Source organism: Lacticaseibacillus salsurae, assembly GCF_045862175.1.
GTDB lineage: Bacteria > Bacillota > Bacilli > Lactobacillales > Lactobacillaceae > Lacticaseibacillus > Lacticaseibacillus salsurae.
The window spans coordinates 1-17,066 of record NZ_BAAFZI010000047.1; the positions used below are offsets into that span (position 1 = coordinate 1).

Here is a 17,066-nt window from a genome sequence, read left to right on the forward strand (position 1 = left end):
AAGCTAAAGGCTTTGTTCAAAACAGAAAAACACCTAGACCACGATGGCGCATGGCATGGTGTCATCTCCACTCAAGGTGTAGCAAGCACTGGTTTGGCCAAATTGGCCAAGTCACTTAATCAGGTTGGATAAAACCTATCATTTGGAACTCAATTTACTGGAACCGAGAAAAACTTGACACATACGTGATGAGAATCACTTTTTCACCTAGCGCTAACCTATGCTATACTTAATGGCATCTAGACACTTGTTTGCTGCAGGAGGCACAATATTCATGGCAAAACCAACGTTCTACGTGACCACCCCGATCTATTACCCAAGTGGTAAGTTACATATCGGTAATGCATATTCCACCATCGCCGCTGACGTGATCGCACGTTACAAGCGCTTGATGGGCTACGACGTGTTCTTTTTGACAGGGACTGACGAGCACGGTTTAAAAATCGAGCAAAAAGCCGACGCCTTAGGGATCACACCGCAGGCATACGTGGACGGCATGGTTGCTCAGATCAAATCCTTGTGGAAAATGCTTGAGATCACCAACGACAAGTTCATCCGCACCACAGACGAAGAACACGTCAAAGCTGTCCAAGCGATCGTTGAACGCTTGATCAAACAAGGCGACGTGTACCTTGGCGAATATACTGGTTGGTATTCCGTTGAAGATGAAGAATACTTCACCGAACCCCAATTGGCTGAAGTGTACCGCGACCAAGACGGTAAAGTGATCGGTGGTAAAGCCCCATCTGGTCATGAAGTTCAATTGGTCAAAGAAGAATCTTATTTCTTCCGGATGAGCAAATACGCTGATCGCTTGTTGAAGTACTATGATGAACATCCTGACTTCATCCAACCTGAGATCCGCAAAAAAGAAATGATCAACAACTTCATCAAGCCTGGTTTGGAAGACTTGGCAATGTCGCGTACCAGCTTCAACTGGGGCGTGCCAGTGCCTGAAAACCCTAAACACGTGGTTTACGTGTGGGTCGATGCGCTGCTCAACTACATTACCGCGCTGGGTTATGGGTCTGAAAATCATGACTTGTTTGACAAATACTGGCCAGCTGACATTCAACTGATCGGCAAAGAGATCGTGCGGTTCCACACGATCTACTGGCCGATCATGTTGATGGCATTAGGCTTGCCGATCCCTAAGAAGATCTATGGGCATGGCTGGTTAGTCATGAAAGATGGCAAAATGTCCAAGTCCAAAGGCAATGCCATTTATCCAGAAATGTTAGTTGAACGCTATGGTCTTGATGCGTTGCGTTATTATTTGATGCGCGCGATTCCATTTGGCAAAGACGGCATTTTCACCCCAGAAGACTTTATCGATCGGATCAACTATGATCTGGCCAATGATCTAGGCAACTTGTTGAACCGGACCATTGCCATGATCAACAAGTATTGCGGTGGCGTTTTGCCAGAATTACAACATGACGGCACACCTTTTGATGCCAGTCTTGAAGCCACTGCCGCTGATGTGATCGGCCAATACAACGGCTTGATGGACAACTTGCAGTTCTCTGATGCCATGGATGCCACTTGGAAGCTGGTTTCTCGCGCCAACAAGTATATCGATGAAACTGAGCCTTGGAACTTGGCCAAAGACCCAGAAAAACACGACGCTTTGGCTTCAGTCATGGCGCATTTGGCCGAAAGCTTGCGCGTGATCGCCTTGTTGATCCAACCGGTCATGACCCATGCACCAAAACAGATCTTCGGCCAACTTGGGTTTGATGATGAAGACGAATCCCAAGAAACGTTAGCATGGGGTCACTTGCCAGCAGGGGCCAAAGTGGTCGCTAAAGGCACACCGATCTTCCCACGCTTGGATGTTGAAGCGGAAGTCAACTGGATCAAAGCCCAAATGACGCCACCAAAGGCCAAAGCCACGGTTAAAGATGAAGACCGCAAAGATGAAATCGACTTTGACACTTTTGATAAGTCAGAGATCCGCGTGGCGGAGATCTTGGATGTCGAAAAAGTCAAAGGCGCTGACAAGCTGTTGAAGTTCACCTTGGATGCTGGTGACGAAGGTACTCGTCAGATCATCAGTGGCATTGCCAAGTACTACCCACACTTTGAAGAGCTTAAAGGCAAAAAAGTGATGGCCGTGGTCAACTTGAAGCCTCGCAAGTTGCGTGGTGAAATGTCTGAAGGCATGTTGTTGTCGTCTGAAGACAGCAAAGGTAAGATCGCCTTGGCGATCTTACCAGATAACACCGAAAATGGTGCGCTGATCGGCTAATGGAAAACGCGTTTGAAATCAATATGATTTCAAGCGTGTTTTTTTAATGCGGTGAAGTACGCTGCAAAATTTTTCCCATGTCAGTTATGCCGACAAGCTTGGTGGAACTTCTCGATCTTCGTGAGGAAAACTGCCAAGCTTTTTGCTGGTAGGCACGCGTAGGTGAGAAAAGGTGACATTCAGGCTAGAATCAGCAACATTTCTCACCTAAATCACAGAATTACGAGAAACGAATATTGAAAAAATATCGGAATCGTTGGTTATTTCAGCTTAATGTGTCGATTTTTCACCTCGGATAACTTGCATTATAAGAATTCGATGAGTAAACTTAACCGTAAACTCACTGTTTGAAATTTAGTTAGAGGTGAACGGGAATGCGGCACAATCAAGAAACGATGTACGACCCAACGTTTGAACATGCCGCTTGTGGCATGGGCTTTATCACCCAGATCCACGGGCTGGCGACGCATGCGTTGGTGGAACGTGCGTTGGTGATGTTAGCACGGATGAATCACCGTGGCGGTACCGGTTCAGAACCTGATACTGGCGACGGTGCTGGGATCTTAATGGCGATGCCAGATAGCTTTTTCCGCAATTACGCAGCCGAACAAGATTTTGAGTTGCCGAAATTTGGGGATTACGCCGTCGGGAATTTCTTCTTACCTCAAGATGCAGAAGGTAAAAAGGCGACCCAAGATGCCGTCACCGAACAAGTGCAACAACATGGCTTTCGCGTGTTGGCTTGGCGGGCGGTACCTTATGTGTATGAAGCTTGCGGCCCCACAGCGCAACATGTGATGCCAAGCTTTATGCAACTGATCGTGGCGCGGCCAGATGCCGTTGATGCCGGACGCGAATTTGAAGATGCCTTGTTTAAGTTGCGTCGACAATTAGAAGGCTTATTTAACGCGGAAGACTTCACCATCGTTAGCTTGTCGTCACAAACGATTTGTTACAAAGGCATGTTGCACGCTTATCAAGTCGGCCAATTCTACCCTGATCTGCATGATGAAACCATGCAGTCATCGATCTGCTTGATCCACTCACGCTTTTCGACCAACACCTTCCCAAGCTGGGATCGCGCGCAACCCTTCCGCTATTTGGCCCATAACGGCGAGATCAACACGTTAAAAGGTGCCGAAAACTGGATGGCTTCCAACAACATCCCCGTGTATAACGAAGATGATTCCGATTCTGCTAAACTGGAAAACTGCATGGAATATTTGTACCACCATGGTCGCGATATTCCGCAAGCTTTGCTGATGATGATGCCTGAAGCTTGGGGCGAAGGTACCGGCATTTCGGAAAAGCAACGCGCCTTTGATGAATACAATGCCAGCTTTATGGCGCCTTGGGATGGACCGGCAGCGATCTGCTTTACTGACGGTATTCAAGTTGGCGCCGCCCTTGATCGCAACGGTTTGCGCCCAAGTCGCTATTTGGTGACCAACGATGACATTATGGTCGTTGCGTCTGAATCTGGCGTGTATGATGTCGCCCCAGAAGACTTGGTGGACAAAGGCATTTTAGGCCCAGCGGAAATGGTTTTAGTCGACACCCATGAAGGCAAGATCTACCATACCCAAGCCATCAAAGACAAATATTCAACGGCCCATCCTTATCAACAATGGTTGGATGACAACCAATTGACCTTAGACCAAGTGCCTGGCGCCGATATCCAAAGCGACTTAACTGAAGATTCTTTGGAAACCTTGTGGCGTCGGCATGGCTACACTGTGGATATCATTCAAGATGCAATCATCCCCATGGCCAAAAAAGGCGAAGAACCGATCATTTCCATGGGCTTTGATACGCCGCTTGCGGTACTGTCCAAAAAGCCACAAAGCTTGTTTACTTATTTCAAACAACAATTTGCCCAAGTCACCAACCCACCGATCGATGCGATCCGTGAAAAATTAGTGATCGGCACAGAAGTCTTCATCGGCCCAGACGCAGATGTCGCTGCCGATGATCCTAAAAATGCCCGCAAGATCAAACTTTCCTCGCCAATGTTATCGACGGCTGAATTTGAAAAGTTGCGGCATTTGGATAAAGACGGCTTCCACACCCAAGAACTGTCGATCTGCTATGCCAAATCTGATCGTCAACACCGCTTGCAACAAGCCTTAGATGACTTGTTCCGCGCCGCTGAAGCCGCGATCGATGCTGGCAAGAACTTGTTGATCTTGACCGATCGCGATGCCGGCAAAGAACAACTCGTCATGCCGATCTTACTGGCAGTTTCTGGGTTGAACAACTATTTGGTTCGCAAAGGCAAGCGCGGCCGCGCATCGATTTTAGTCGATACTGGCGAAGCGTGTGAAGTGCACCATTATGCCGCGTTAATGGGTTATGGTGCGTCGGCGATCCATCCTTATGGCGTGTACGCCACGCTGAAAGCTTACGGCATGGCATCGGCGTTAGAAACTTATCGCCATGCCGCTGAAAAAGGCATCATCAAGATCATGTCGCGCATGGGGATCTCAACGATCACCGGCTATCAAGGCGCCCAACTGTTTGAAGCAGTGGGCTTGTCAACGGCGGTGGTGGATGAATACTTCACCGGCACGCAAAGCCGGATCGGCGGCATTGATCTGGATCAAATCGAAGCGGAATATATGGCACGCTATGACCGCGCTTTTGGTCCTAAAGCCAATCGCGACTTGCCATCTGGCGGCTCTTTCAAATACCGTGCAGAAGGCGAACACCATTTGTATAACCCGCGTACGATCTACAAGTTCCAACGGGCGGTGCGCTTAGGCGACTACAAGTTGTATCAAGATTACGCCAAAGAAATGCATGAAGAAGAACTGTCAGATCCGACCACGCTGCGCTCGCAGTGGCATATCCACTCCGATCGCCCTAGTGTACCGTTATCAGAAGTTGAACCGGTTTCCTCGATCGTCAAACGCTTCAAGTCTGGCGCAATGAGTTACGGCTCGATCTCCGAAGAAGCCCACACCACCATTGCCGAAGCGATGAACCGTTTAGGCGGCAAGTCCAACTGTGGTGAAGGTGGCGAACCACGCTGGCGCTTTAAGACCCGCGGGCAAAAACGCGACGTCAACTCCAAGATCAAACAAGTGGCGTCAGCACGTTTTGGCGTGAATACCGAATATTTGATGTCTGCTGAAGAGATCCAGATCAAAGTCGCTCAAGGGGCAAAACCTGGCGAAGGCGGGCAATTACCTGGCACCAAAAACTTCCCATGGGTCGCTGAAGTCCGCGGTTCCGTGCCTGGGGTGCGTTTGATCTCCCCGCCACCGCATCATGATATCTACTCCATCGAAGACTTGAAGCAGTTGATCTATGACTTAAAGCAAGTCAATCCAGATGCGGCAGTCACTGTCAAACTGGTTTCTTCTACTGGCGTTGGCACCATCGCGACTGGCGTTGTGAAAGCTGGCGCGGATAAAGTCGTGATCTCCGGTTACGACGGCGGTACTGGCGCGGCACCAAGAAACTCAGTGCGTGATGCTGGCTTGCCATGGGAAATGGGCTTATCTGAAGCTCATCAAACGTTGGCCATGAACCGCTTGCGTCAACGGGCCATTTTGGAAACGGATGGTAAGTTGATGGATGGCCGTGATGTCGCCGTGGCCATCATGCTTGGGGCGGAAGAATTCTCGTTTGCCTCACTGGTGTTGGTATCTGTCGGCTGCATCATGATGCGCGTTTGCTCGTTGAACACTTGCCCAACTGGCATTGCCACGCAAAACCCAGCGCTGCGCAAGTTCTTCATCGGCACGCCAGAAAATGTCATCAACTGCATGCAATTCATCGCCGAAGACTTACGCGAAGAAATGGCCAAATTAGGCTATCGCACCGTTGATGAAATGGTCGGCCATGTCGAACACTTAGTCCCTCGCTTTACCGCCACTGGGAAAGCCAAGACTTTGGACTTCTCGCGCATGTTAGGCAAAACTTACGGGATTGAACGCAAAGTTGCAGATCCGTTCAAGCCTGCCGACGAACGTCCAGAACTCAACGCGTTTGCTGAGCAAGCCGTGCAATCTGACGAACATACAGTGATCAAAAAGCACATCAACAACATTGATCGTTCTGCTGGTGCCCGTATTTCTGGTTGGTTGGCTAAACGTTTTTCTGATGATCATTTGCCAGATGATCGCTTGACCTATGAATACACCGGTGTCGCCGGGCAAAGCTTTGGCGCATTTGCGGCAGCAGGGTTGACCTTGCGCTTGATCGGCGAAGCCAATGACTATGTTGGCAAGAGCTTATCTGGTGGCCGCTTGATCGTCCAAGCCCCGAAACAAGCTGCGGCATTATATGCCAATGCGCCGATCGTCGGTAACGTGGCTTGCTTTGGTGCCACTAGCGGCGAAGCATTCTTCAACGGTCGAGCCGGTGAACGCTTTGCCGTGCGGAACTCCGGCGCCAATGTGGTGGTCGAAGGTATCGGTGATCATGGTTGTGAATACATGACTGGTGGGACGGCGGTGATCTTAGGTTCGATCGGGCGCAACTTTGGCGCTGGGATGTCTGGTGGGGTCGCTTATGTTTACGATCCAGATCATCAGCTTGAGTCTCATGCCAATATGGATATGATCGAATTCTTCAAAGTCGGCGAAACTGCCGGCGATGAGATCTTGCATGACTTGATCGTCAAGCATGCGCGCTACACCAACTCAGCGAAAGCTTTGGAACTGTTAGCCAGCTGGGATCAAGCGCAAAAAGATTTCGTCAAAGTCTATCCAAAAGAGTTCCATCGGATGAATGACTTAATGGCGGACTTAGCCAAGCAAGGCGTCGCTGCCAAAGACTTGGAACAAGCCGCCTTTGATCAAGTCATGGGCCCACAGCCAACTGTTAAGTAACCCAAAGGCTAGACGACCGCGTAGGAGGAAAATAAGATGTCAGATCCTTTTGGCTTTATGAAATATACGCGCAAGGATAACCCTTGGCGCGACCCCAAGACTCGCATCTTGGACTTTAACGAAATGGAATTGACGCTGTCAGAATCGCAACGTCGCCAACAAGCCTTGCGTTGCATGAATTGTGGCGTGCCGCATTGCCATGTCGGCTATGCGTATGCTGGCGGCAAAGCGGTATCTGGCTGTCCGAATGACAACTTGATCCCAGAATGGCAAGATTTCGTTGGCCGCAATGAAGACAAACGGGCCTTTCAGCGCTTGACGTTGACCAACCCATTGCCTGATTTCACTGGGCATGTGTGTCCCGCCCCTTGTGAAGTGTCATGTAACGAAGCGTTGCACAACAAAGGCATCACCATTCGCAACAACGAACGCTTTATTATCGATCAAGCCTTTAAATATGGCTGGGTCGAAGAATCTGGCCGCCCAGTGTCCCGCAATGGCATCAAAGTCGCCATTGTCGGTTCTGGCCCAGCGGGGTTGACGGCAGCTTGGCGCTTGAACCAATTAGGCTATGACGTCACCGTTTATGAAGCCGCTGATCGGCCTGGTGGTTTGGTCATGTACGGCATTCCGAACATGAAACTGCCTAAAGAAGACGTCGCTCGCCGCATCGCGGTGATGGAAAAAGTCGGCGTGACCTTCATTTGCAACACACGCGTTGGCGTGGATATTTCTGGCGAGGAACTGCAAGCCAAATATGCGCGCGTCTTGTTAGCCATTGGCGCGCGGATGCCGCGTGAACTTAACGCCCCAGGCCGTCAGCTCAAAGGCGTCAAGCAAGCGTTGGACTTCTTAACGGACGCCACGCATGCGGTGTTAAAAGAAGGTACCAAAGCCAACACCAAGCTGGCAGGCAAAAAAATCGTCGTCGTTGGCGGCGGCGATACCGGTAACGACTGCATCGCCACGGCTTTGCGCTTAGGCGCGCGTGACATTTTGCAATTGGAGATCGTGCCAGCGGCGCCAAAACAACGTCCTGACAACAACCCTTGGCCTGAATGGCCACGGACGCAACGCATCGGCTACGGCCAAAGCGAATACGCCCAATTGTCTGACAAGCCGTTGACGCGTTTTGCCCACACGATCACTGCTTTTCACGGCGATCACGGGCAATTGCAAAGCATCACCATCAATGAAGCCGATCACTTCCAACCAGTATCTGGCACTGAAGTCACTGAAGAAGCTGATCTGGTGTTGTTGGCAATGGGCTTTACCGGCGCTGATTCGTCCGTGTTTGATAACTGCGGTGTGCACAAAGTTTATGACGATTACAAAACCGACAATGAACAAGTGTATGTCGCTGGGGATGCCAAACGCGGGCCATCTTTGGTGATCTGGGGGATCCGCGAAGGCCGCATGGCGGCAGAAGCGATCCACAAATCCTTACAATCAGCCAGCGAGTTGGTTCCTGCCGGGGTTAAGCACGCTTAAAAAAAATCTCTGTCGAAGGTATTTCGGCAGAGATTTTTTGATAGAAGCCAAAATCGGCATAGCGCGTTTCCAATGAATACGCTATCATTAACAATAGTAAACTTGATGAGCAACAAATGAAGGACTGGATTTTCCACGAATGGAGGACATCACTTGGGCATATTTGGCGATAGTCGCAAAGGCGTTGAAGCGTTGGTGCAGTCACTGGGGTATGACTTGGATGGTAATTTCATTTTGGCTTATCATCGTATGAACAATGTTGCAAAAGTTGCGGTCAATATTTTGTTTCGCGTCCCGTCGATGGGAACGAGCGCGGTTGAAAAGCAATACTTGGTGATTTTCAGCCCAGAACGCTTGGTGTTACATCAAATGTCAAAAAATGGCGAAACTCGCGTGCTACAAGCCCAAGACATTGAAGATTTTCATTATCGCGATGGGGCCAATCACTCGCTCGTGTTTGAATTTCGTTACCATGATGAAGCCTTTAGTTTCTACACTTATCAAGACTTTAGTTTTAAGCTGAAATACATTGGTGACAACGTAGCCCAACTTGTAGCTAGTGACTTTTTAGGTTATGCCAAAGCGTGACAACGAAAAATCGCAGACGTGAGCCGGCGATTTTTTTGATGGCGCTATTTCAGGCAAAAGCCTTGTTGATGCAACGCTGCTAGCAATTCGGCACGTTTTTGCGGCGTGTGGGCGGCGCCATTGGCCAACAAGTGCGTAAACGTTTCCGCACGGCGGTTAGTGTCGCGGGTGCGGTAATAGTGCGCGATCACCTGATCATAATCGGCCATTTGCGCTGGCCAATCATCGGGTAAGTGATACTCGTTTTCAAAACGCATCAATGCTTGGGGCATGCGCGGCTTGAATTGTGGGGCTTGATCAGGGTAGCCGACGATCACCCCGCAAATCGGGAAGGTGAGCTTAGGCAGATGCAATAGTGCGATCAATTGCTTGGGATCATTGAGAATACTGCCTAAGATCACTGTGCCTAAGCCTTCGCTTTCAGCGGCGTTGACTAGGTTTTGCGCCGCCAACAACGTATCTGAAGCGGCTTGGATGAATTTGTCTGTGGACCCCAGTTGGTTAGGGTGATCGGCGCATAAGTCGGCGCGATGTTGGTCAGCGACAAAAATCAATAATTCCCCGTTGTCATCGACATAGGCTTGTTGGCTGATGGCGGCGATTTGGGTGCGCAACTGGCGATCAGTGATAGGGATCACGCTGAAGGATTGTAAGAAATGCGACGTTGCCGTATGTTGGGCGACGGTGATCAACCGGTTCAAACATTGCGGATCAACTGGATGGGTCGTGAATTTGCGAATGGTTCGATGATCTAAAAACATGCAATCGCCTCCAATTTCATTATAGCCAGATTTTGCAGTTACAAAAGGCAAAAACTGGGCAAACAAATTCTCGTTCAAAAATGAACGTTGCCGACAAGCACCTTGGTTTGTGTGTATAATGAATAAGATCAAACCCTTCGCTCAAAGGAGCTAATTATGCAGATCTTTGATTCACATACCCACTTAAATGACACACCTTATGCTGGCCAAGAAGCCCAATTCGTCCAACAAGCCGCTGATCTTGATGTCAAAAAAATGGCGATCGTCGGCTCAGACACCAACTTAAATGCTGGGGCTATGCGCTTGGCGGCAGAATTTTCCAATCTTTATGCGATCGTTGGCTGGCATCCGGAATCTTCGAAAGATTACACCCCAGCCGCCGAAAAGCTGTTGATGGCACAACTTGCTGATGACAAAACCGTCGCGTTAGGCGAGATCGGGTTGGATTATCACTGGAATACCAGCCCGCGTGAGATCCAACGCCGCGTGTTCAAACGCCAATTGGCCATTGCGCGCGACTTGCATATGCCCGTGTCGATCCATTCGCGGGATGCGTTTGAAGACAGCTACGCCATTTTAAAAGCGGCACATGTCGAAGACTTTGGCGGGATCATGCATAGTTTCACCGGCGACGCTGAATGGGCCAAGAAATTCTTGGATCTGGGGATGTATATCTCTTATTCTGGCATCGTCTCTTTCAAAAATGCCCCAGAAGAACATGAATCGGTGCAAGTGATCCCAGAAGATCGCTTATTGGTGGAAACTGACGCGCCATATTTGACGCCGACGCCGCATCGTGGGGAACAAAATCAGCCTGGCTTCACCCATTTTGTGGTGGATGCTGTGGCGAAGTATCGCGAAGATTCGCCAGAACACATTGCGGCGATCACTTGGCAAAACGCCCATCGTATTTTTAATATTGGAGAATAAATGAGTAAGTTCAAACAAATTATTGTCGTGGAAGGCCGCGACGACACCAAGCGCTTGCATGAAGCCTTCGGGGATGTGGATACTATCGAAACCCGCGGGTCGGCGATTTCCGAGCAAACCTTAGCTTTGATCAAAAAAGCCCAAGCGACTCGCGGGGTGATCGTGTTGACCGATCCGGATTTTCCTGGCGAAAAGATCCGCAAAACGATTTCTGCCGCCGTACCTGGGGTGACCCACGCCTTTTTGCCGCGCGCCGATGCCAAACCTGATCACGCCCATCAATCGTTAGGCGTTGAACATGCCACGCCGCAAGCGCTACAAGTGGCGTTAGGCCATTTGATCACGGAAGTGCCAGATGCGCCAGAACAAATTTCTCGCGAAGACTTGTATACTGCCGAGTTGATCGGCTCGCCTAAAGCGGCCAAGCGCCGCGCCGCGTTAGGCGATATCTTGCATATCGGCTACACCAACGGCAAGCAGTTGCAAAAGCGCCTGCGCCAATTTGAGATCACGCCAAAACAATTCGCCGACGCATTAACGCAGCTGAATCAGGAGGAAGACCATGCCTGAACATATCGCCAATCCCAGTCGCACTGCCGCGATTTTAAAGCGCCACGGCTTTACTTTTAAGAAGTCTTTAGGCCAGAACTTTTTGACTAACCCAACGATCTTACAAAATATCGTAGATGCCGCGGCCCTCACCCAAGCTGATGATGTCATTGAAGTTGGCCCTGGTATCGGAGCGCTGACCCAATTCATCGCCGAAAATGCCCATCACGTGTTGGCCCTAGAAGTCGATGGCCGCTTATTGCCAGTGTTGGCCGAAACCTTGGATGGCTACTTGAATGTTGAAGTGGTGTTAGAAGATGTGCTCAAAGCCGACTTGCCCAAGCTGGTGCAAGACCATTTTGATGGGCAACACGCGTTAAAAGTTGTGGCCAACTTGCCTTATTACATCACCACGCCGATTTTGACGCATTTGATGAACTCGCAGTTGCCATTCACCAGTTTGACGGTGATGATGCAAAAAGAAGTCGCCAATCGCTTGACGGCTGCACCAAATTCAAAAGATTATGGCAGCTTGACCATCGCCATTCAACAACAAATGGATGTGCAAGTGGCGTTTGAAGTCAAACGCACCAACTTTGTGCCAGCGCCTAATGTGGATTCGGCGATCGTGACGTTAACGCGCCGCGCTGCGCCATTAGTGGCGGTCAATAACCAAACCAGCTTTGATAAGCTGACGCGCGGGGCGTTTGCGGCGCGCCGCAAAACGCTGTGGAACAACTTGGTGAATCTCTATGGCAAAGCCAACCGCGACGCGTTGAAACAAGCCCTTGAAACCGCTGAAATCGACGCCACCATGCGTGCTGAAGATCTCAGTATCGCCGAATTTGGTCGGTTAAGCGATGCGTTGGACGCGGCTGGTTTTTAAGCGTGGCATAGAACCTAAAAATTTGGTGAAAACGTTGGTGTGATGCGCATTTAATAGTTGTCAGAATGAGAATGTAATGGTATAATTGCAAACTTGTTGACTTTGTGGTATGATAGACACCAAGAGGTGAAATGCATGCCAATGACATTAGCTAGCATCAAGCAACAACTCGACGATAAGATCGGCGAGAATCTCACAGTCGTCGCCCAAGCGGGCCGCAAGAAGGTCACCCGGCGCAAAGGGACGTTAAAAGAAACCTACCCAGCGATTTTTGTGGTGGATCTCGATCAAGAAACCAACGCGTTTGAACGCGTTTCGTACAGTTACGCAGATCTCCTCACCAAATCGATCCAAATCACATTTGATGACGAAGAAAAAGTTTCCTAAAATCAACCATGTTGCGAAGTTGCACATGGTTTTTTTGTTGCCCAGCGTTTTGAAAAGCGTCGCTAGACGAATCCGCGTTGCTTTTCAAAACGCGACGATGCGCGCTGATCTGCTAGTCCTATCATAAAGCGTGTTGAGCTTGAATACCTGGGTGTGGCTTTTCATTCACCGGAAACTGTGCCATGATGCAAGTGTTATTGTTGCTTTGATTCGGCTTATGAAAGGATACCAACATGTTCACATTCGATCCCATCACCACTTCTGCCACGCGTTTGCAGGCGTTGAAAGTGTACCAAGCTAACAGTGAGTATTTCCGCTTGATCGGCGATGATCAACCGACTTTAGTCACGATCTTAAATGACGCCAAAGAAGTGCCTATAGGCAAAACCAAAACCTCCAAACATTTTCGCTTGATCAAACAAGGCCAAGCCGTGATCGGCGTATGCGACTGGATCACTGGCTACCCAACTGAACATGGCGTTTATTTGGGATTGTTATTGATCAGCAAGCCTCATACTGGCTTAGGCCAGGCGGTAATGGCGCAATTATTTGCGCAGTGGCAACAAGAACACTACAGCGAAGTTGAACTTGGCGTGGTCACCACCAATGTTGATGCGCTGGCATTTTGGACGCAGTTAGGCTTTAAAGAAACGCGCCGCTCACCGTTCCAATTTCAAAATGGGCATGTGGCAGAAGTCGTCGTGATGCAACGCCAACTTTGAGTTTCGCGCTTTTGCCTGTGGTATACTAGAAAACAAAAGCTAACGAGACTGGTGGTCAAGATGGAACTCATCGAAAAAGCCCCGGCCAAGATCAACTTGAGTCTAGATGCGCTGTATCGCCATCACGACGGCGAACATGAGTGGCGGATGGTGATGACGTCGGTTGATCTCGCCGATTATGTGCATATTCAACCGGCAAAGGCGATCCGCGTGACGACAGACAGCGGATTTTTGCCGGAGGATCCGCGCAACCTTGCTTATAAAGCGGCCATGTTGTTACAACAAGTGGCTGGCGTCAACGCAGGGGCCCGCATTCATATTGAAAAACATATCCCGGTATCCGCTGGCCTAGGCGGCGGCTCTAGTGATGCTGCGGCAGTATTGCGCGGGCTGAATCAGCTGTGGCAGCTGGGTTATTCGCGTACGCAATTGGCGCAATTGGGACTGCAAGTGGATTCAGATGTGCCGTATTGTGTGTATTCGCATACCGCCAAAGTCACCGGTCGCGGTGAGATCGTCGAGCCACTTGGCAGCCTGCCAAATTTCTGGGTGGTATTGGCCAAACCGCGCGCTTCGGTGTCGACGCCAAGTATTTTAAATGCCGTGGATTACTCCAAGCCATTGCCGCGCCCTGACACCGATCAAGTGCTGGCTGGCATCCAAGCGCATGATTTTGCCCAAATGACCAAAGGTATGGCCAATTCACTGGAACAACTCACTGCCAGTCGCTATCCGGAGATCACGGATCTGCGGGAGCGCTTCGTCCGCTATGGCGCGCAGATCGCGCAAATGTCTGGCTCTGGGCCAACGGTGTTTGCCTTATGCGAAAAACACAGTCGCGCCATGCGCGTGTACAATTCGATGAAAGGCTTTTGCCCAGAAGTTTATCTGGTGCGGCCGTTGTCGTAAATCATCAAAAGCCGTTTTGTTTGCCATCGGGCCAAACAAAACGGCTTTTTCAACAAGGAGCGGCCATGTCGTTAAGTGAAACCACCTTTTTATTAAGTCAACAAGCGCAACTGACGCCAACACAACAAGCGCTGACCAAGCGGATCCAAGCTTTCATCCAGCAACATCAAGCCGATGAACAAGCCGCAGTATTTGTGCTATCTGGTGATGCCGGTTCTGGCAAAAGCGTGGTGTTGAATGCAGTATTTACCGCGGTGCGCCAGCCGGGGATGCACTTGCTGGTGAACCACAACGAAATGCTTAAAGTCTATAAAGAAGTTGCCGGCATGACGCCTGGCGTGTTGAAAAAAGACTACGAAAAGCCCACGCCGTTTATCAACCGTATGCAAAAATCAGGCCAAAAAGCCAAAGCCGTATTTGTCGACGAAGCACATTTGTTATTGAGCCAACCAGATCCGTTCAATGCCTATCGCGGGCACAATCAGTTGGCTGATCTGCTTGAGTTGGCCCATGTGGTGGTGATCGTTGAAGACTTCGATCAAGTGGTGAAGCTCAAATCGCATTGGGATCGCCAATTGTTGCAGCAAACTTTGCAAGGCCATGTGGTGGCATCAGCCAAACTTTCCCAACAGTTTCGCCTGCAAGCGGCCAGTGTGGCGAATTGGATCAACGCTTTTGTCCAAAAGCGGCAGTTGTTGCCCCTGCCTCACCCCAAAAATTTCAGTTTCAAGGTGTTTGAAGACGGCCAGCCATTATATGACTGGATCCAAGCACAAGATCGCGCAGTCGGCTTGGCGCGCATGATCGCCACGACGGATTTCCCATTTCGGGTGTTTGGCGAGCGCACTTGGTGGGTGGATGCTGGAAATTTGCATTTGCCATGGGATAAAATCAACTTTACTGATCGCCCTTGGGCCAGCCGGCCAGAAACTTTGCATGAAGTCGGGTCGATCTATACGATCCAAGGCTTTGATCTCAATGTCGCCGGGGTCATTTTAGGACCAAGTTTGGATTATGACCCAGTACGCGATCGGATCACCGTCGACACCAGCAAGTTTGAAGATCAAGAGGCCTTTCGTAAGCGCGCCGGCTTAGGCGAGTTGGATAAACAAGCGCTAGTCTTGCATGTGGCCAATATTTTAATGAAACGCGGTCGGCTGGGTTTGGGCTTATATGCTGTGAATCCAAAATTGCGTCAAAGATTGTTGGCGTTGCAATAACGTGATGTTACCAGCACTTTGCGCCTTGTCCGGAATGGTTACGCTAACTTTATAGCGTTGACTTTGGCGCTGGTTCTCGCGATGATGGAGGGGTAAGCCGGAAGGAGGCGACGAACATGACTGAGTTGAAACCAGATCGCGCATTTTTTTGGGGGATCACCTTCAATGTGATCTACATTATCGCCGAAGTCGGCTTTGGGGCGGCAGTCGGTTCGATCGCCTTGATCGCCGATGCGTTGCATAATTTCTCTGATGTGTTGGGACTCGCAATCGCGTGGTTTGCCGCTTGGCTATCTTGCCGCAAACCGACTGCCATGCGCACATATGGTTATAAAAGTTCGTCGATCCTGGCGGCGTTGATCAACGCGGTATTCTTGTTGGTCGCAATGGGCGCGATCATCGTCGAAGCCGCTGGGCGCTTTGCCCATCCTGCGCCGACTCAAGGTGGTATCGTGATGCTGGTCGCTGGCATTGGGATCATCGTCAATGGCGTGACGGCCTTGTTGTTTCATCACGGCAAAGACCATGATCTCAATATTCGCGGGGCCTTTATGCACATGGCAGCCGACGCTGGTGTCAGCTTAGGGGTGGTTTTAGCTGGCGGGTTATACCTGTTGACTGGCTGGCAATGGCTTGATCCGACGGTATCGATTTTGGTGGCGTTAGTGGTCTTAGTTGGCACCTGGGGTTTATTGAAAGACGCGGTGAACTTGGCCATGGCAGCAGTGCCTAAAGCCGTTGATCCCGCTCAAGTTGCGGCATGTATCACCCAGTTTCCTACAGTGATCTCTTGTCATGATCTGCACATTTGGGCGTTAAGCACAACTGATGTGGCGCTGACGGTGCATGTGATGCGCGATACGAACGAAAACAATGATTGGTTCATCGAAAAGCTCGGTCAGAAATTACGCGACCGATTTGACATTGCCCATGTCACGATCCAAGTGGAGTATGGGGATTATCAACCGTTGCGAATGAAAGACAATCCTTATTAAGCAATCAAAATACCGGCGATCATGCGATCACCGGCATTTTTTAAATCGTGAAAGGTTCATAACGTCATGTTGTGAGGACGATCATTGTCCAAAAACGCCAACGGGGTGTTTTCGACTAGCTTATGATAGCCAAGCGCGTTGATGTTTTGCGCCAGTTGATATTCGTCAGGACTGTAAGCCACGCGAGTCAAATGTAAAGGGTCCAACAGCGTCAATCCGGTTGGATGATCAAGCAAGTAGCGGGCAGCTTTTGATCCAGCAATTCGAATATAGAAATCATATTCATCTGCACGAACATGCAAGATACTGCGATACACCGGCCCGTATGTGTTGGAGGTGGAAAGTGACAAGTATTGCCGATTCCACTTTTCTATAAACACTTCGACAGTGCGCGGTACGAGCTTGAATTTGGCCGCAAATTGCAAGAACAAGTTAGCCACCCCATGGCACGACACCGTGAGATGAACTGTTATCTTTGATGAGTTGAGTTAGCTGGCTACGACTACCTTGGCAGCTCGTCGCTGAGCTCGAGCGCGCTC

The 17,066-nt window shown here is 49.9% G+C and carries 14 protein-coding genes; 12 read left to right on the top strand and 2 right to left on the bottom strand.

Features of this window, described 5'->3' with window-relative positions:
• Positions 1-274: 274 nt before the first annotated feature.
• From metG to ACKTSG_RS11170, 4 genes are all read left to right on the top strand, one after another.
• On the top strand, positions 275-2,251 hold the full coding sequence (metG, locus tag ACKTSG_RS11155; protein ID WP_407894796.1) for a methionine--tRNA ligase: 1,977 nt from the start codon (positions 275-277) through the stop codon (positions 2,249-2,251).
• Positions 2,252-2,625: 374 nt separating this feature from the next.
• Positions 2,626-7,089, top strand: coding sequence for a glutamate synthase large subunit (gene gltB / locus ACKTSG_RS11160; protein WP_407894798.1), 4,464 nt, complete (start codon positions 2,626-2,628; stop codon positions 7,087-7,089).
• Between the two features lie 36 nt (positions 7,090-7,125).
• A complete protein-coding gene (locus ACKTSG_RS11165; protein WP_407894800.1) occupies positions 7,126-8,580 on the top strand; it encodes a glutamate synthase subunit beta in 1,455 nt (484 codons plus the stop codon).
• 153 nt (positions 8,581-8,733) lie between these two features.
• Entirely contained in the window at positions 8,734-9,168 is a 435-nt protein-coding gene (locus ACKTSG_RS11170; RefSeq protein WP_407894802.1) for a hypothetical protein, read from the top strand.
• Between the two features lie 44 nt (positions 9,169-9,212).
• Here the strand turns inward: ACKTSG_RS11170 and ACKTSG_RS11175 are convergent, their stop codons facing one another.
• Positions 9,213-9,929: a nitroreductase family protein gene (locus ACKTSG_RS11175; protein WP_407894803.1), complete on the bottom strand. Its 717-nt coding sequence runs from the start codon at positions 9,927-9,929 to the stop codon at positions 9,213-9,215.
• A 156-nt stretch (positions 9,930-10,085) separates the two neighbouring features.
• Here ACKTSG_RS11175 and ACKTSG_RS11180 point away from each other — a divergent pair, with 156 nt between their 5' ends.
• From ACKTSG_RS11180 to ACKTSG_RS11215, 8 genes are all read left to right on the top strand, one after another.
• On the top strand, positions 10,086-10,859 hold the full coding sequence (locus ACKTSG_RS11180) for a TatD family hydrolase (protein ID WP_407894805.1): 774 nt from the start codon (positions 10,086-10,088) through the stop codon (positions 10,857-10,859).
• Entirely contained in the window at positions 10,860-11,429 is a 570-nt protein-coding gene (gene rnmV / locus ACKTSG_RS11185; RefSeq protein WP_407894807.1) for a ribonuclease M5, read from the top strand.
• Entirely contained in the window at positions 11,422-12,294 is an 873-nt protein-coding gene (gene rsmA / locus ACKTSG_RS11190) for a 16S rRNA (adenine(1518)-N(6)/adenine(1519)-N(6))-dimethyltransferase RsmA (RefSeq protein ID WP_407894809.1), read from the top strand. Before rnmV ends, rsmA begins: the two co-directional genes overlap by 8 nt.
• A 135-nt stretch (positions 12,295-12,429) precedes the next feature.
• Positions 12,430-12,681: a Veg family protein gene (locus tag ACKTSG_RS11195; protein ID WP_407894810.1), complete on the top strand. Its 252-nt coding sequence runs from the start codon at positions 12,430-12,432 to the stop codon at positions 12,679-12,681.
• Between the two features lie 233 nt (positions 12,682-12,914).
• On the top strand, positions 12,915-13,403 hold the full coding sequence (locus tag ACKTSG_RS11200) for a GNAT family N-acetyltransferase (protein ID WP_407894811.1): 489 nt from the start codon (positions 12,915-12,917) through the stop codon (positions 13,401-13,403).
• Between the two features lie 60 nt (positions 13,404-13,463).
• Positions 13,464-14,312, top strand: coding sequence for a 4-(cytidine 5'-diphospho)-2-C-methyl-D-erythritol kinase (gene ispE / locus ACKTSG_RS11205; protein WP_407894813.1), 849 nt, complete (start codon positions 13,464-13,466; stop codon positions 14,310-14,312).
• Positions 14,313-14,377: 65 nt separating this feature from the next.
• Positions 14,378-15,532, top strand: a complete 1,155-nt coding sequence (locus ACKTSG_RS11210; protein ID WP_407894815.1) for a DUF2075 domain-containing protein — start codon at positions 14,378-14,380, stop codon at positions 15,530-15,532.
• A 116-nt stretch (positions 15,533-15,648) separates the two neighbouring features.
• The gene (locus ACKTSG_RS11215) at positions 15,649-16,527 is read left to right on the top strand and encodes a cation diffusion facilitator family transporter (RefSeq protein ID WP_407894820.1); all 879 of its coding nucleotides are present in this window, start codon (positions 15,649-15,651) and stop codon (positions 16,525-16,527) included.
• Between the two features lie 56 nt (positions 16,528-16,583).
• Here ACKTSG_RS11215 and ACKTSG_RS11220 read toward each other — a convergent pair whose 3' ends face one another.
• On the bottom strand, positions 16,584-16,958 hold the full coding sequence (locus ACKTSG_RS11220; protein WP_407894822.1) for a hypothetical protein: 375 nt from the start codon (positions 16,956-16,958) through the stop codon (positions 16,584-16,586).
• Positions 16,959-17,066 lie beyond the last annotated feature (108 nt).

Bases quoted from the DNA above. Each gene is read 5' to 3' on its own strand.
- metG (WP_407894796.1), top strand. From the start codon at position 275: ATGGCAAAACCAACGTTCTACGTGACCACCCCGATCTATTACCCAAGT.
- gltB (WP_407894798.1), top strand. From the start codon at position 2,626: ATGCGGCACAATCAAGAAACGATGTACGACCCAACGTTTGAACATGCC.
- ACKTSG_RS11165 (WP_407894800.1), top strand. From the start codon at position 7,126: ATGTCAGATCCTTTTGGCTTTATGAAATATACGCGCAAGGATAACCCT.
- ACKTSG_RS11175 (WP_407894803.1), bottom strand. From the start codon at position 9,929: ATGTTTTTAGATCATCGAACCATTCGCAAATTCACGACCCATCCAGTT.
- ACKTSG_RS11180 (WP_407894805.1), top strand. From the start codon at position 10,086: ATGCAGATCTTTGATTCACATACCCACTTAAATGACACACCTTATGCT.
- rnmV (WP_407894807.1), top strand. From the start codon at position 10,860: ATGAGTAAGTTCAAACAAATTATTGTCGTGGAAGGCCGCGACGACACC.
- rsmA (WP_407894809.1), top strand. From the start codon at position 11,422: ATGCCTGAACATATCGCCAATCCCAGTCGCACTGCCGCGATTTTAAAG.
- ACKTSG_RS11195 (WP_407894810.1), top strand. From the start codon at position 12,430: ATGCCAATGACATTAGCTAGCATCAAGCAACAACTCGACGATAAGATC.
- ACKTSG_RS11200 (WP_407894811.1), top strand. From the start codon at position 12,915: ATGTTCACATTCGATCCCATCACCACTTCTGCCACGCGTTTGCAGGCG.
- ispE (WP_407894813.1), top strand. From the start codon at position 13,464: ATGGAACTCATCGAAAAAGCCCCGGCCAAGATCAACTTGAGTCTAGAT.
- ACKTSG_RS11210 (WP_407894815.1), top strand. From the start codon at position 14,378: ATGTCGTTAAGTGAAACCACCTTTTTATTAAGTCAACAAGCGCAACTG.
- ACKTSG_RS11215 (WP_407894820.1), top strand. From the start codon at position 15,649: ATGACTGAGTTGAAACCAGATCGCGCATTTTTTTGGGGGATCACCTTC.